Genomic DNA, 14,677 nt, shown 5'->3' on the forward strand with positions numbered 1-14,677 from the left:
CCGCATGCCCAGTGCTGAATCGACGCCAACGAGCGTGCACGAGCCGGATCCAGTGCATCCGACCAAGGACGACGAGGTCTCCAGGAGCGGCAGCGAGTTCATCGGCGGCCCACTAGGGCGACGTGCCCTGCTGGGGACGTCCTGGTGGACCCCCGTCCGGGTCATCGCGCTCGTGGCCATCGGCGTGTTCGCGCTGGGCCTGGTCCAGAAGGCGCCCTGCTACAACGGTGGCTGGTTCTTCGGCGCCAGCTCCCAGTACACCCATGCCTGCTACTCGGACATCCCGCACCTCTATCAGGGACGCGGTTTCGCCGACGGACTCGTCCCGTACTTCGACAAGCTTCCCGGTGACATGCAGTACCTCGAATACCCGGTGCTGACCGGTGTGTTCATGGAGGTCGCCGCCTGGCTGACGCCCGGAAGCGGCAGCATCCAGCACCAGGAGCAGTGGTACTGGATGGTCAACGCCGGGATGCTGATGGTGTGCGCGGCCATCATCGTCGTCTGCGTGAGCCGTACGCATGCCCGTCGGCCCTGGGACGGTCTGCTGGTCGCTCTGGCGCCCGCCTTCGCGTTGACGGCCACCATCAACTGGGACCTGCTGGCGGTCGCTCTGACGGCCTCCGCGATGCTGATGTGGGCGCGGGGACGCTCGCTCGCCTTCGGTGTCCTCCTGGGGCTCGCCACGGCCGCCAAGCTCTACCCGATCTTCTTGCTCGGGCCCCTGTTCGTGCTGTGCTGGCGCGCGGGCAAGTGGCGGGACTTCGGCAAGGCCCTGGGAGGCGCGGCCGTCTCCTGGCTCGTGGTGAACCTGCCGGTGATGTTCTTCGCCTTCGACGGCTGGTCGAAGTTCTACACATTCAGCCAGGAGCGGGGCGTGGACTTCGGCTCCTTCTGGCTGATCCTGGCCCAGAACTCGACCGACCCGTGGAGCACCGAGACCGTCAACACCTTTGCCACGCTGCTGATGCTGCTGTCCTGCGCAGGTATCGCCGCACTCACCCTGACGGCTCCGCGCCGGCCGCGTTTCGCCCAGCTCGCGTTCCTGATCGTCGCCGCGTTCATCCTCACCAACAAGGTCTACTCGCCGCAGTACGTCCTGTGGATGGTGCCGCTGGCCGTGCTGGCTCGGCCGAAGTGGCGGGACTTCCTCATCTGGCAGGCGTGCGAGGTGGCGTACTTCCTGGGGATCTGGCTGTACCTCGCGTACACGACCAGCGGCAACGCCCACAAGGGCCTGCCGACCGACGGCTATCACTGGGCCATCGGACTGCATCTCCTGGGCACTGCCTACCTGTGCGCGATGGTCCTGCGCGACATCCTCATGCCGGAACGGGACGTGGTACGGCGGGCCGGCGACGACGATCCCTCGGGCGGTGTGCTCGACGGAGCGGAGGACGTCTTCGTGTTCGGCCCAGCCGCCCATCCACCACGGCACGCGGCTCACTTCGACGGACCGCAGGTGGAGTGGGGCAACGACCAGGGAGCCGCCGACCGTTCGCTCTGAGCGAACAGAGCCTGCGTGGCGTACGCCGATTGGGGCACGCACGCGAAGGGCCGTCCACGGAAGTTTCCGTGGACGGCCCTTCGTCCGGTCCAGGGGGCGCTCAGTGACCCGTTCTCACGGCGCTCAACGGTCGCCTCGCGTCGCTCAGCGGTCGACGATCCGGTCGAACTGCGTGGTGGTGTGCCGCAGATGGGCCACCAGCTCCTCGCCGACCTTCGGTTCCGGGGCGTCCGAGGGCACGAACAGGATGGACACCTGCATGTGTGGCGGTTCGGCGAACCAGCGCTGCTTGCCACCCCAGACGTACGGAGAAAGGTTCCGGTTGACCGTGGCCAGACCGGCGCGGGCGACCCCCTTGGCGCGCGGCATGACACCGTGCAGGGCTTTCGGAGCCTCCAGGCCCACGCCGTGCGACGTACCGCCGGCCACGACGACCAGGAAGCCGTCTGAGGCCGCCTTCTGCTGCCGGTAGCCGAAGCGGTCCCCCTTGGAGACGCGGGTGACGTCCAGGACGGCGCCGCGGTACTCGGTGGAGTCGTGGTCCCCGAGCCACAACCGGGTCCCGATGCGGGCGCGGAAGCGGGTCTGCGGGAACTGCTGCTGCAGCCGGGCGAGGTCTTCGGCCTTGAGATGGCTGACGAACATGGTGTGCAACGGCAGCCGGGCCGCGCGCAGCCGGTCCATCCAGCCGATGACCTCCTCGACGGCGTCCGAGCCGTCGGTGCGGTCCAGCGGCAGGTGGATCGCGAAGCCCTCGAGGCGAACATTCTCTATGGCGGAGTGCAGCTGCGGCAGATCCTGCTCGCTGATGCCGTGCCGTTTCATCGAGGACATCACCTCGATGACCACGCGGGCGCCCACGAGGCCGTAGACCCCGTCGATCGACGACACCGAGCGGATCACGCGGTCGGGCAGCGGTACAGGCTCCTCGCCCCGTCGGTACGGCGTCAGCACCAGCAGGTCACCGCCGAACCAGTCCTTGATCCGCGCGGCCTCGTAGGTCGTGCCGACGGCGAGGACGTCCGAGCCCAGCCGGGTGGCCTCCTCCGCCAGCCGCTCGTGCCCGAAGCCATAGCCGTTGCCCTTGCAGACCGGGACCAGCCCCGGGAACTGCTCCTGCACGTGCTTGTGGTGCGCCCGCCAGCGCGCGGTGTCGACGTAGAGCGTGAGCGCCATGGCCGGACCCGGAACCTTTCTAGTGGCTGCGGTGTATCAGAGGTATGGGAGCTATTGAAGCGAAGATCGCGACATCAGCGGCGCGACATGTAGATGTCGAGCGCCTTGTGGAGCAGCTTGTTGAGCGGGAAGTCCCACTCGCCGAGGTACTCGGCGGCCTGGCCGCCCGTGCCCACCTTGAACTGGATCAGGCCGAAGAGGTGATCGGTCTCGTCCAGCGAGTCGGAGATGCCCCGCAGGTCGTAGACAGTCGCGCCGAGAGCGTAGGCGTCGCGCAGCATCCGCCACTGCATAGCGTTCGAGGGCCGGACCTCACGGCCGATGTTGTCGGAGGCGCCGTAGGAGTACCAGACGTGCCCGCCGACGATCAGCATGGTCGCCGCGGAGAGGTTCACGCCCTCGTGCCGGGCGAAGTACAGCCGCATCCGGTTGGGGTCCTCGGTGTTGAGGGCCGTCCACATCCGCTGGAAGTACGACAGCGGGCGGGGCCGGAAATGGTCGCGCACCGCGGTGATCTCGTACAGCCGCTGCCACTCCTCGAGGTCCTGGTAACCGCCCTGGACGACCTCGACGCCGGCCTTCTCGGCCTTCTTGATGTTGCGGCGCCACAGCTGGTTGAAGTTCTTGTGCACCTCTTCCAGGGAGCGGTTGGCGAGTGGCACCTGGTAGACGTAACGGGGCTGCACGTCACCGAAACCGGCTCCCCCGTCCTCGCCCTGCTGCCAGCCCATGCGGCGCAGCTTGTCGGCGACCTCGAAGGCGCGCGGTTCGATGAAGTCGGCCTCGATGTCGCGAAGACGCTTCACATCCGGGTTCTGGATGCCCGCCTTGATGGAGGTGGCCTCCCAGCGCCGGATGATCACCGGCGGACCCATCTTCACCGAGAAGGCGCCCTGGTGCTTGAGATGCGCGAGCATCGGTTCCAGCCACTCGGTCAGATTCGGCGCGAACCAGTTGATGACCGGGCCCTCGGGCAGATAGGCGAGGTAGCGCTTGATCTTGGGCAGCTGCCGATAGAGGACGAGACCCGCGCCGACGAGTTCGCCGGTCTTGTCGAACCAGCCGAGGCTCTCGGAGCGCCACTCCGCCTTGACGTCTGCCCAGGCCGGAACCTGCATGTGGCTCGCCGACGGCAGGCTCTGGATGTATGCCAGATGCTGCTCGCGACTGATCGTCCTCAGGGTCAGGCTCATTGTGGGGCGCTCCTCGGGCTGGTGTGTCCCCATGGGTACAGGGGCTCCGGCTCTCGCGCCGAAGCCTACTGCGCCTTGCGAGCGCCCCGACTGGGCATACGGAACCTGCGCCCCGGCTCATGGGCCGCCGAGGCGTTGCGTGGTGCTTTGGATGGTGTCAGCTGGATCGTGCCCGTGGCGTCAGTCAGAAGACTCCACCGAAGAGGCCCCCGTGTGCCATGCCGAGGAAGAAGCCGATTGCGGACGCACCGAGACCGAGGATCAGCCCGAAGCGCTCGCGGGTCGTCTCCGAGATCCACTGGCCGTACGCGCCGGTGAGGATGCCCACCAGGCCGGTCCAGGAGCTCAGCAGGTGCAGGTTGTCGAACATCGCTGTGACGAACGCCGTGATGCCCAGCACCAGGGTCACCGCGAGCAGCGTGTCCTGGAGGGGGTGGGGCTTTCCGTCCGTGGCGAAAAGGCCTCCGGCGGTGTTGGGTCGCATTGCCTGTGCCATAGGGCACCTCCTGCGGAAGACGGCGCACAGTAGCGCCATACACACCCGATGTGTACAGAGTGACCGCCTCCGGGGCCGGATTTCAACCCGAAGCCGGTGTGCGGGTAGTCTGTACCGTCTGCACGGTGTCTGCCCATGTCACGGCCGGGACTACCGCAAGGAAGCCCCATTGTCAGTGGCGGCCGATACCGTTGCGTACGCATCACAACCCTCCTGCCACGGAACGACCGTGGCCGTTGAGTCCAAAGGAGGTGGGTTCCACATGCGTCACTACGAGGTGATGGTCATCCTCGACCCCGATCTGGAGGAGCGCGCTGTCTCCCCCCTGATCGAGAACTTCCTCTCCGTCGTCCGTGAGGGCAACGGCAAGGTTGAGAAGGTCGACACCTGGGGCCGTCGTCGGCTCTCGTACGAGATCAAGAAGAAGCCTGAGGGCATCTACTCGGTCATCGACCTGCAGGCCGAGCCTGCGGTCGTCAAGGAGCTCGACCGCCAGCTGAACCTGAACGAGTCGGTCCTCCGGACCAAGGTCCTCCGCCCCGAGACCCACTGAGCTTTCCCGCTCAGCTGATCTCGGGATTCGAGTAGCAGCAACCAAGCAGCCAGAGCAGCAAACCCGCCGAGAGGTTCCCCATGGCAGGCGAGACCGTCATCACGGTCGTCGGCAATCTTGTCGATGACCCCGAGCTGCGCTTCACCCCTTCCGGTGCGGCGGTCGCGAAGTTCCGTGTCGCGTCCACCCCCCGCACCTTCGACCGTCAGACCAACGAGTGGAAGGACGGCGAAAGCCTGTTCCTGACCTGCTCGGTCTGGCGTCAGGCGGCGGAGAACGTCGCCGAGTCGCTTCAGCGAGGCATGCGCGTCATCGTGCAGGGCCGGCTGAAGCAGCGGTCCTACGAGGACCGTGAGGGCGTCAAGCGCACGGTCTACGAGCTGGATGTCGAGGAAGTCGGCGCCAGCCTGCGCAGTGCCACGGCCAAGGTCACCAAGACCGCCGGCGGTGCCGGGCGGGGTGGCCAGGGTGGTTACAGCGGCGGCGGTGGCGGCCAGGGTGGTGGCGGCTGGGGTGGAAACTCCGGCGGCGGCCAGCCGGCCGGCGGTGCTCCCGCGGACGACCCGTGGGCGACCGGCGCTCCTGCCGGTGGCAGCCAGGGCGGCGGCGGTGGTGGCGGCTGGGGTGGAAACTCCGGCGGCGGCCAGCAGGGCGGCGGCTACTCGGACGAGCCCCCCTTCTAGGCCCTCGGGCCGAAGGGTGGGTCGTACCCACACTTCTTGATCACACAGGAGAAACACCATGGCGAAGCCGCCTGTGCGCAAGCCTAAGAAGAAGGTCTGCGCTTTTTGCAAGGACAAGGTCACGTACGTGGACTACAAGGACACGAACATGCTGCGGAAGTTCATTTCCGACCGCGGCAAGATCCGTGCCCGCCGCGTGACCGGCAACTGCACGCAGCACCAGCGTGACGTCGCCACGGCCGTCAAGAACAGCCGTGAGATGGCGCTGCTGCCCTACACCTCCACTGCGCGATAAGGGAAGGGTGACCGACTAATGAAGATCATCCTGACCCACGAGGTCTCTGGCCTCGGTGCCGCGGGCGACGTCGTCGACGTCAAGGACGGTTACGCTCGCAACTACCTGATCCCGCGGAACTTCGCGATCCGTTGGACCAAGGGTGGCGAGAAGGACGTCGAGCAGATCCGTCGTGCTCGCAAGATCCACGAGATCCAGACCATCGAGCAGGCCAACCAGGTGAAGGCCCAGCTCGAGGGTGTCAAGGTTCGCCTGGCTGTCCGCTCCGGCGACGCCGGTCGTCTCTTCGGTTCTGTCACCCCGGCCGATGTCGCTTCCGCGATCAAGGCTTCCGGTGGCCCCGAGGTCGACAAGCGCCGCATTGAGCTGGGCTCGCCGATCAAGACCCTGGGCGCCCACGAGACGTCCGTGCGTCTGCACCCCGAGGTTGCCGCCAAGGTCAACATCGAGGTCGTCGCGGCCTGATCGCTGCGTCTGGCTTGAGCAGCTTTGGCTGATCAGCTGAGAAGGGGCCGCACCCTCTGGGGCGCGGCCCCTTCCGTCTGCCGGCGACCGGGGCGCGGCCATGTTTCACGTGAAACGGTCAGCGCGGCCAGCTGGGTGTGTTTCACGTGAAACGGTCAGCGAGTAGCACCCGTCACCAACCAGTGGCCCGAGCGGGACCGCAGCCACAGGGTCAGCATCCGTACCGTCATCATCAGGGTCATGGCGGCCCAGAGAGCGGTCAGTCCACCGCCCAGCGTAGGAATGAGCAGGGCGACCGGGGCGAAGACCGCCAGAGTCAGGATCATCGCCTTGGCCAGGTAGGGGCCGTCTCCGGCGCCCATGAGTACGCCGTCCAGGACGAAGACGACACCGCAGATCGGCTGGGAGAGCGCCACGATCACCAGAGCGGGTAGCGCGGTGTCCTTGACCGCGGGGTCACCGGTGAACAAGGGAAGGAACAACGGCCGGGAGAGTACGACCAGTACGCCGAGAGTCACTCCGACCGCAATCCCCCACTCCACCATCCGACGGCATGCCTGGCGGGCACCTTCGGTGTCATCGGCGCCCAGATAGCGTCCGATGATGGCCTGCCCAGCGATGGCGATGGCGTCGAGTGCGAAGGCGAGCAGGCTCCACAGGGACAGGATGATCTGGTGGGCGGCGATGTCGGCGTCACCCAGGCGAGCCGCCACGGCCGTGGCAATCATCAGGATCGCTCTCAGGGAGAGCGTGCGGACCAGCAGCGGCACGCCTGCTTGGGCGGAGGCTCTGATCCCCGAAGCGTCGGGGCGCAGGGACGCGCCGTGCCTGCGCGCACCGCGAACGACGACCACGAGATAGGCGGCGGCCATGCCGCACTGGGCGATGACCGTGCCCCATGCGGAGCCGGCAATGCCGAGGTCGGCACCGTAGACGAGGCCTGCGTTGAGGACGGCGTTGGCTACGAAGCCGGCGATGGCCACGTAGAGCGGGGTCTTGGTGTCCTGCAGTCCGCGGAGTACCCCGGTCGACGCGAGTACCACCAGCATGGCCGGAATGCCGAGAGCCGAGATCCGCAGGTAGGTGGTCGCGAAGGGGGCTGCCGTGTCGGAGGCGCCGAAGAGCTCCACGATCGACGGAGCGGTGGGCAGGACGACGGCGATGACAACGGCACCGAGCAGCAGCGCCAGCCAGATGCCGTCCATGCCCTGGCGTATGGCGGCCTGGAGGTCTCCGGCTCCCACGCGGCGGGCGACGGCGGCCGTAGTGGCGTAGGCGAGGAAGACGAAGACGCTGACGGCCGTCGTGAGAAGAGCGGAGGCGATGCCGAGACCAGCGAGTTGAGCGGTGCCCAGATGTCCGACGATCGCGCTGTCGGCCATGACGAAGAGAGGCTCGGCGACAAGCGCGCCGAAGGCCGGAACGGCGAGTGCGACGATCTCGCGGTCGTGCTGTCGCCGTGTGGCCTGGGGGGTAGCTGACGCCTGTGTCATGTGCACCAATCTAATCGTCCACAGGTAAGAGATGCAATGGAGCTTAGACCCTTACGTACGTTCGGGACGTGTGTGCCGCTGTGTACAGTTCGAACTGATCTTGAGCCGACTGGGAAAGTTTTTCTTCTGCACAGCCGGTGGACGGCGAAGATGCAGGTCAAGACCCCTCTTTGGCGATGAGGCGCAGCTTGTTCACAGGCCTGTCCACCGAGTCGTGCACAGGTTTCGCGGAGTTCTCCACAGCATCTGGGCCGTCGTCCACATGGCCTGTGGATAACCAGATTGGCTGACGGTGCCGACGGGCCTACGGTGGTCCGGCGCCCGCTCCGTTCGTCGGCTTGGAAATCACCCCAAAACCGACGCGCCAGAACCGGAGTTGGGCGTCTCATTTGTCAGTGCCGTGCCGTAGAACTGAGAAGCACGGCGAGGTCCGCTCGGCGGACGGGAGGAGGTGGCTCGGTGAGCATTTCCGAGCCCTTGGACGACCCCTGGGCCGACAGCGGTCCCAGTGACCGTCTGCCCTCCTCGCGCCGCCGCGGCGACGGAGGCCGTGGCCGAGACGAACAGCACGACCGCGGCAGGGACACCGGCGAGTGGGACGGCGGAGGCACGGCCTTCGAGAGGGTCCCTCCTCAGGACCTGGATGCCGAGCAGTCGGTCCTCGGCGGCATGCTCCTGTCCAAGGACGCCATCGCGGACGTCGTCGAGGTCATCAAGGGCCACGACTTCTACAAGCCGGCCCACGAGACGATCTTCCAGGCAATCCTGGACGTCTACGCCAAGGGCGAGCCGGCCGACCCCATCACGATCGCCGCCGAACTCACCAAGCGCGGTGAGATCAACAAGGTCGGCGGCGCATCGTATCTGCACACCCTCGTCCAGACCGTGCCGACGGCGGCGAACGCCGAGTACTACGCGGAGATCGTCCACGAGCGTGCCGTCCTGCGGCGCCTGGTCGAGGCGGGGACGCGCATCACGCAGATGGGATACGCGGCCGACGACGACGTAGACGAGATCGTCAACCGAGCCCAGGCCGAGATCTACGCGGTCACCGAGCAGCGCACGAGCGAGGACTATCTGCCGCTCGGCGACATCATGGAGGGCGCACTCGACGAGATCGAGGCGATCGGCTCACGTAGCGGCGAGATGACCGGTGTGCCCACCGGTTTCACAGACCTCGATTCGCTCACCAACGGCTTGCACCCCGGCCAGATGATCGTCATCGCCGCCCGTCCCGCCATGGGCAAGTCCACCCTTGCGCTGGACTTCGCTCGCGCCGCTTCCATCAAGCACAACCTGGCCAGTGTCATCTTCTCCCTCGAAATGGGGCGCAACGAGATCGCGATGCGTCTCCTGTCGGCGGAAGCGCGCGTGGCCCTGCACCACATGCGTTCGGGCACCATGACGGACGAGGACTGGACCCGGCTGGCGCGCCGAATGCCCGAAGTGTCCTCCGCTCCGCTCTACATCGACGACTCCCCGAACCTGTCGATGATGGAGATCCGGGCCAAGTGCCGGCGGCTGAAGCAGCGCAATGACATCAAGCTCGTGATCATCGACTATCTGCAGCTGATGCAGGCCGGTGGTTCCAAGCGCTCCGAGAGCCGTCAGCAGGAGGTCTCGGACATGTCCCGTAACCTCAAGCTCCTGGCCAAGGAGCTTGAGGTCCCGGTGATCGCGCTCTCGCAGCTCAACCGTGGTCCCGAGCAGCGTACGGACAAGAAGCCGATGGTGTCCGACCTGCGCGAGTCCGGCTCCATCGAGCAGGACGCCGACATGGTGATTCTGCTGCACCGCGAGGACGCCTATGAGAAGGAGTCGCCGCGCGCCGGCGAGGCCGACATCATCGTGGGCAAGCACCGAAACGGCCCGACGGCGACGATCACTGTCGCCTTCCAGGGCCACTACTCGCGCTTCGTGGACATGGCGCAGACCTGATGTCCGTACGTCGGCGCAGCGTGCTGCCGCCGGCGGAGGAGCTTCGACTCGCTGCACGCACCCGTGGACCTGCCGTCCTCACGCCGCCTGGGCGCCGCGGCCCTGAGGCTTCTCTGGGCACTCACTGCGCGCAGACCTGAGGCTGTCCCCGAGACGAACTCCCTGCCACGCCGTCCCGGCACCCGGCCCCACCTCGAGCTCCTGACCGCCGCGACGGTGGCCGAGGTCCACGAGCGTGGCCACCGGAGGAGGCCGCTCGTCCCCCTGCCGAGCGGGCGGCCATGACTCACTCGGTCCATGTGGTGCGCGAACTCGTGCCCGGGGTTCTGGCCCACTACGACCCTCGGTCACCCGTCAGCAGGGTGGACACCAGGCGTCCGACCGATCCGCCGGTCGCCGCCCGGGTTCGCCGAGCGTTCGACGCGCAGATCACCTGGGCGTGCGACGGGCGTCGGCGGTCGGCCCCCTGCAAGGCCCGCAGGGCTAAAGAAGTCGACGTCCGCGTCGTCGGCGGGATGGACTGGGGGCATGACGACATCTCAGGGAGAGCTGCTTCCCGGTACACGCAGGGCGTTGCTGCACCGGATCGCCGTGGCCCAGGCCGAGGGGCGGGCACCATCGCTGGTAGCGGCGGTCGTGCGGGGCGGACGGACGGTGTGGCACGGCGCGCGTACCTTGGTGGGCGGGCACGCCCCGGACGAGAACGTGCAGTACCGCATCGGGTCGATCACCAAGACCTTCACCGCCGTTCTCGTCTTGCGACTGCGGGACGAGGGACTGCTCGACCTCGGTGACCCGCTGGAGAAGTACCTGTCCGGCACAGGAGCGGGGGAGGCCACGGTGGCCGAACTCCTCGCCCACACCAGCGGATTGGCGGCCGAGTCTCCCGCGCCCTGGTGGGAGCGCACCTCCGGGGAACTGCGTCCGGAAATCGCCGACGTACTGGGCGAGCAGCCCTTCCTGCATCCCGTCGGACGCCACTTCCACTACTCGAACCCCGGCTACACCCTGCTCGGCGCACTCGTCGAGAAGCTGCGTGGCGCTCCGTGGGAGGAGGTGCTCCGACGTGAAGTGCTCGTACCCCTGAGCCTCGACCGCACGAGCGTCCGCCCGGAAGCGCCGCATGCGGGCGGCTGGGCAGTACATCCGTGGGCCGACGTGATGCTGCCCGAACCCTCCGAGGACCTCGGACGGATGGCTCCGGCGGGTCAACTCTGGTCAACCACTGCTGACTTGGCCAGGTTTGCGGTCTTCCTCGCCAACGGCGACGGTCGCGTACTGAGTGCGGAGACCGTGCGGGAAATGCACCTGCCCGCGGCTCCGGCCGGAATGACGGATCTCGCCGACGGCGCCTCTTACGGGCTCGGATTGCAGGTCCAGCACCGCGACGGGCGACTGCTCGTGGGCCATTCGGGCTCGCTGCCCGGCTTCCTGGCGAATCTCACGATCGGTGTGGCGGACGACGTGGCCGCAGTCGTACTCGCCAACTGCACCTCCGGCCCGCAGCTGTCCGTCGTAGGGGCCGATCTCGTACGGATCGTCGCCGAGGCCGAACCCAGGATCCCGGAGCCCTGGCGTCCGATGCGCGAAGCCGACTCGTCCTCACTGGAGTTGGCGGGTCAGTGGTACTGGGGAACGAACGGATTCGCCCTGCGGTTGACTGCGGACGGATTCGCCTCGCTGGAGCCTCTGTCGGGCGCAGGCCGGCGCTCGCGATTTCGGGCCAACGGTGACGGCACCTGGACCGGGCTGGAGGGCTACTTTCATGGGGAGCTCTTGAAGGCCGTACGGCGGCCTGATGGGTCCGTGGACCACCTGGACCTCGGCTCGTTCGTGTTCACTCGGCAGCCGTATGACGAGGCGTCCTCCGTGCCGGGTGGAGTTGATCCGGAGGGGTGGCGGGGCATCGGTTAGACGCCCCTGCCTGATCGGCTGAGCGGCGCCCTGTTTCACGTGAAACAGGGCGCCTTGTTGTGCCGTGAGCGAGTGGCCACGGGGGAGGCTCACAGTGCCAGCTTGAAGCCCACATGCGAGGCCGTGAAACCGAGCCGCTCGTAGAAGCGGTGGGCGTCCGTGCGTGTGCTGTCGGACGTCAGCTGCACCAACTGGCAGTTCTGACGCCGGGATTCCTCGACCGCCCATTCGATGAGCCGGGTCCCGAGTCCACTGCCACGCTCATCGGCGTGGATGCGCACCCCTTCGATGATCGATCTGGTGGCACCGCGCCGGGACAGGCCCGGAACGACTGTGAGCTGAAGCGTGCCCACCACGCGACCCTTCCGCTCCGCCACGACCAGATGCTGGTTCGGGTCCGAGGAGAGGCGCTCCAGCGCGCTCACATAGGGCGCCAGATCGTCCGGGGACTCGCGCTGGGCGCCCAGGGGGTCGTCGGCGAGCATGCCGACGATCGCGGAGAGGTCGTCCAGCGCGGCGGGCCGAATTTCAAGATCTCCCATGACGGCACCCTATGCCGGGTGCCCGCGTACAGGCACCGCAGGTATGCGGAGGGGCTTGAGGGTGTGGACCTGCTAGTAGCCACCGTTTGTAGATATCGAGCGTCTGCAATTATTGTGTCTGTACTCAACCAGCTCCTGCAATCATCTTGGAAGGTGGCATCCCATGCCGCTCGCGCTTCTGGCTCTCGCGATCGGGGCCTTCGGAATCGGAACGACCGAGTTCGTGATCATGGGGCTTCTGCCAGAGGTCGCGGACGACTTCGGGGTCTCCATCCCCACCGCCGGCTTCCTGGTCACCGGCTACGCGCTCGGCGTCATGTTCGGCGCTCCGCTGATGACCGCCCTCGGCACCAAGGTCTCCCGCAAGCGGATGCTGATGCTGCTGATGGGGCTGTTCGTCGTCGGAAATCTGCTCTCCGCCCTCGCCCCGGCCTTCACCGTCATGCTGATCGGCAGGGTGGTCGCCTCCCTCGCCCATGGAGCCTTCTTCGGCATCGGCTCGGTCGTCGCCGCCGACCTCGTAGCCCCGGACAAGAAGGCCGGAGCCATCGCGATGATGTTCACCGGCCTGACCGTCGCCAATGTCGTCGGGGTCCCGCTCGGCACACTGATCGGTCAGGCCGCCGGTTGGCGTCTCACTTTCACGATCGTCGCGGCCCTCGGTGTCATCGGTCTGATCGGCGTTGCCAGGCTCGTCCCCGAGATACCCCGGCCGGAGGGCGTGCGTCTGCGCCACGAGCTGGCCGCCTTCAAGAATGCCCAGGTGCTGCTCGCCATGGCGATGACTGTCCTCGGCTTCGGCGGCGTCTTCGCCGCCATCACCTACATCGCACCGATGATGACCCACGTGGCCGGCTTCGCCGACAGTTCGGTGACCTGGCTGCTGGTCCTCTTCGGGCTCGGCATGGTCGGCGGCAACCTCGTGGGCGGCAAGTACGCCGACCGCGCTCTGATGCCCATGCTGTACGTCTCTCTGGGCGCCCTGGCCGTCGTGCTCGCGCTCTTCACGCTCACCGCGCACAACAAGGTCCTGGCCGGCGTCACGATCGCTCTCATCGGTGCTCTGGGCTTCGCCGCCGTGCCGCCGCTCCAGAAGAGGGTCCTCGACCAGGCGCACGACGCCCCTACGCTTGCCTCAGCCGTGAACATCGGTGCCTTCAACCTCGGCAACGCGCTCTCGGCCTGGCTCGGCGGCCTGGTCATCTCTGCCGGCTTCGGCTACACCGCTCCCAACTGGGTGGGCGCAGCCCTGGCAGCGGGGGCTCTCCTCCTCGCGTTTCTCTCGGCTGGGTTGGAGCGTCGGGACAGCGCTCCCAGCGCCGTGGTGGCAGACGCGACGCCCGCCGACAAGAGGGCCGCAGTGCACCACTGAGCCGACCCGACCGGCAGCCAGGAACAGACCTGCCTCAGAGTGCCGCCACGGTCAGCGGAGCGAACCGCCGGCTCCAGTCGCCCGGCAGCTCCGGGACTCCGTACGTCATGACCGAGTTGAGGCCTACCGGCGCCAGCCCCCGTTCCCTGCCCCACGCCCGCAGCTCTTCGTGTCGTACGTCGACGTCGGTGCGCAGCGGACGGTCGGTGCCTGCGGCGAGCGAGGTGAGGAGTGCCTGTGCGGTCTCGGTGTCACGTGCGATCAGCGGGCCCACGACATGGGTGTTCATATTGGGCCAGGCGGCCGCGTATCCGATGATCCGGCCGCTCTCCTCGGCTACCCGCAACTGGTCGGCGAAGGCGGGCAGCCGGGTGATGAGATGCGTGCGATCCGTGCCGAGCACCTCCTCGTCGAGCCGGAGAATCGTGGCGAGGTCCTCAGCGGTGGCCGCACGTGTGCTCACCGTCGGCGCCGGACCGCCCGGAGTGAAGCGCCCCTGGAGCATCTCTGCCCGACCGGTCAGCTTGAAGCCCAGTTCCTCGTAGAGCGGACGACCGTTGGGCGTCGCGTGAAGAGTCAGAGGGGTTGTGCCCATCGCGGAGAGAACGTGGCTCATGAGCCGACGGCCGATGCCCTGTCGGGCGTGCCGTTCCGCGACCAGCACCATCCCGATCGCTCCCAGGTCGGGCTCGCTGTAGGGACCGTACTCCGTGACCACGCAGGCGGTGACGAGCCCTCCGTGGGGGTCGTCGATGCCATAGCCCTTTCCGGCCGCGAGCAGGAGGCCCCACTTGTGCTCCTCGCGCGGCCACCCCCGGTCCTCGGACAAGTCTGCGCAGGCGGTGAGATCGCGAAGCGTCAGACGGCGGATGGGGAGAGCTGCGAGGGAAGGAATCGGCACGCACGTCAGGCTGTCCGATGGGTGCCCTCGCCGTCCACCTGTTTCCCGGGGCGCGTACGAGCTTTTGGCCATGTCGTAGCCAAGCGCACAACAGGCGATCAGATGCCGGGTGTTTCACGTGAAACATCGGAGAACGGCGACCGTCCGGC

14 protein-coding genes are annotated in these 14,677 nt (G+C 67.3%); 8 read left to right on the forward strand and 6 right to left on the reverse strand.

The annotated features are described in order from the left end of the window. Positions 1–4 precede the first annotated feature (4 nt). Complete coding sequence (locus BFN33_RS10155; RefSeq protein ID WP_069759552.1) at positions 5–1,507, forward strand: glycosyltransferase family 87 protein; 1,503 nt, start codon at positions 5–7, stop codon at positions 1,505–1,507. Between the two features lie 144 nt (positions 1,508–1,651). On the opposite strand, the gene BFN33_RS10160 is transcribed toward BFN33_RS10155, so the two are convergent. From BFN33_RS10160 to BFN33_RS10170, 3 genes are all read right to left on the reverse strand, one after another. Then, positions 1,652–2,683: an alanine racemase gene (locus BFN33_RS10160; protein ID WP_069759553.1), complete on the reverse strand. Its 1,032-nt coding sequence runs from the start codon at positions 2,681–2,683 to the stop codon at positions 1,652–1,654. A gap of 74 nt (positions 2,684–2,757) precedes the next feature. After that, on the reverse strand, positions 2,758–3,876 hold the full coding sequence (femX, locus tag BFN33_RS10165; protein WP_057609122.1) for a peptidoglycan bridge formation glycyltransferase FemX: 1,119 nt from the start codon (positions 3,874–3,876) through the stop codon (positions 2,758–2,760). A gap of 184 nt (positions 3,877–4,060) precedes the next feature. Further along, the gene (locus BFN33_RS10170; protein ID WP_069759554.1) at positions 4,061–4,372 is read right to left on the reverse strand and encodes a hypothetical protein; all 312 of its coding nucleotides are present in this window, start codon (positions 4,370–4,372) and stop codon (positions 4,061–4,063) included. Between the two features lie 262 nt (positions 4,373–4,634). Here BFN33_RS10170 and rpsF point away from each other — a divergent pair, with 262 nt between their 5' ends. From rpsF to rplI, 4 genes are all read left to right on the forward strand, one after another. Further along, positions 4,635–4,925 (forward strand): 30S ribosomal protein S6, encoded by a 291-nt coding sequence (gene rpsF / locus BFN33_RS10175; protein ID WP_030827724.1) that lies wholly within the window; start codon positions 4,635–4,637, stop codon positions 4,923–4,925. An 80-nt stretch (positions 4,926–5,005) separates the two neighbouring features. Next, positions 5,006–5,608 carry a single-stranded DNA-binding protein gene (locus BFN33_RS10180; protein WP_069759555.1) on the forward strand — a complete coding sequence of 201 codons (603 nt, stop codon included), beginning with the start codon at positions 5,006–5,008 and terminating at the stop codon, positions 5,606–5,608. A 58-nt stretch (positions 5,609–5,666) separates the two neighbouring features. Next, positions 5,667–5,903 carry a 30S ribosomal protein S18 gene (gene rpsR / locus BFN33_RS10185; RefSeq protein WP_003949403.1) on the forward strand — a complete coding sequence of 79 codons (237 nt, stop codon included), beginning with the start codon at positions 5,667–5,669 and terminating at the stop codon, positions 5,901–5,903. A gap of 18 nt (positions 5,904–5,921) precedes the next feature. Then, positions 5,922–6,368 (forward strand): 50S ribosomal protein L9, encoded by a 447-nt coding sequence (gene rplI / locus BFN33_RS10190; RefSeq protein ID WP_069759556.1) that lies wholly within the window; start codon positions 5,922–5,924, stop codon positions 6,366–6,368. Positions 6,369–6,523: 155 nt separating this feature from the next. On the opposite strand, the gene BFN33_RS10195 is transcribed toward rplI, so the two are convergent. Then, entirely contained in the window at positions 6,524–7,861 is a 1,338-nt protein-coding gene (locus tag BFN33_RS10195) for an MATE family efflux transporter (protein ID WP_069759557.1), read from the reverse strand. Between the two features lie 459 nt (positions 7,862–8,320). Here BFN33_RS10195 and dnaB point away from each other — a divergent pair, with 459 nt between their 5' ends. Both dnaB and BFN33_RS10205 read left to right on the forward strand, forming a co-directional pair. Beyond that, positions 8,321–9,799 (forward strand): replicative DNA helicase, encoded by a 1,479-nt coding sequence (gene dnaB, locus BFN33_RS10200; RefSeq protein WP_037707244.1) that lies wholly within the window; start codon positions 8,321–8,323, stop codon positions 9,797–9,799. 528 nt (positions 9,800–10,327) lie between these two features. Beyond that, the gene (locus BFN33_RS10205; protein WP_069759558.1) at positions 10,328–11,713 is read left to right on the forward strand and encodes a serine hydrolase; all 1,386 of its coding nucleotides are present in this window, start codon (positions 10,328–10,330) and stop codon (positions 11,711–11,713) included. Between the two features lie 89 nt (positions 11,714–11,802). On the opposite strand, the gene BFN33_RS10210 is transcribed toward BFN33_RS10205, so the two are convergent. Then, on the reverse strand, positions 11,803–12,255 hold the full coding sequence (locus BFN33_RS10210) for a GNAT family N-acetyltransferase (protein WP_069759559.1): 453 nt from the start codon (positions 12,253–12,255) through the stop codon (positions 11,803–11,805). Positions 12,256–12,418: 163 nt separating this feature from the next. On the opposite strand from BFN33_RS10210, the gene BFN33_RS10215 reads away from it, so the two are divergent. Further along, positions 12,419–13,627: an MFS transporter gene (locus BFN33_RS10215; protein ID WP_069759560.1), complete on the forward strand. Its 1,209-nt coding sequence runs from the start codon at positions 12,419–12,421 to the stop codon at positions 13,625–13,627. A 34-nt stretch (positions 13,628–13,661) separates the two neighbouring features. Here BFN33_RS10215 and BFN33_RS10220 read toward each other — a convergent pair whose 3' ends face one another. Then, on the reverse strand, positions 13,662–14,528 hold the full coding sequence (locus BFN33_RS10220; protein ID WP_069759561.1) for a GNAT family N-acetyltransferase: 867 nt from the start codon (positions 14,526–14,528) through the stop codon (positions 13,662–13,664). Between the last annotated feature and the right edge of the window lie 149 nt (positions 14,529–14,677).

The sequence above is a fragment of the Streptomyces sp. LUP47B genome, from assembly GCF_001746295.1.
Taxonomy (GTDB): Bacteria; Actinomycetota; Actinomycetes; order Streptomycetales; family Streptomycetaceae; genus Streptomyces.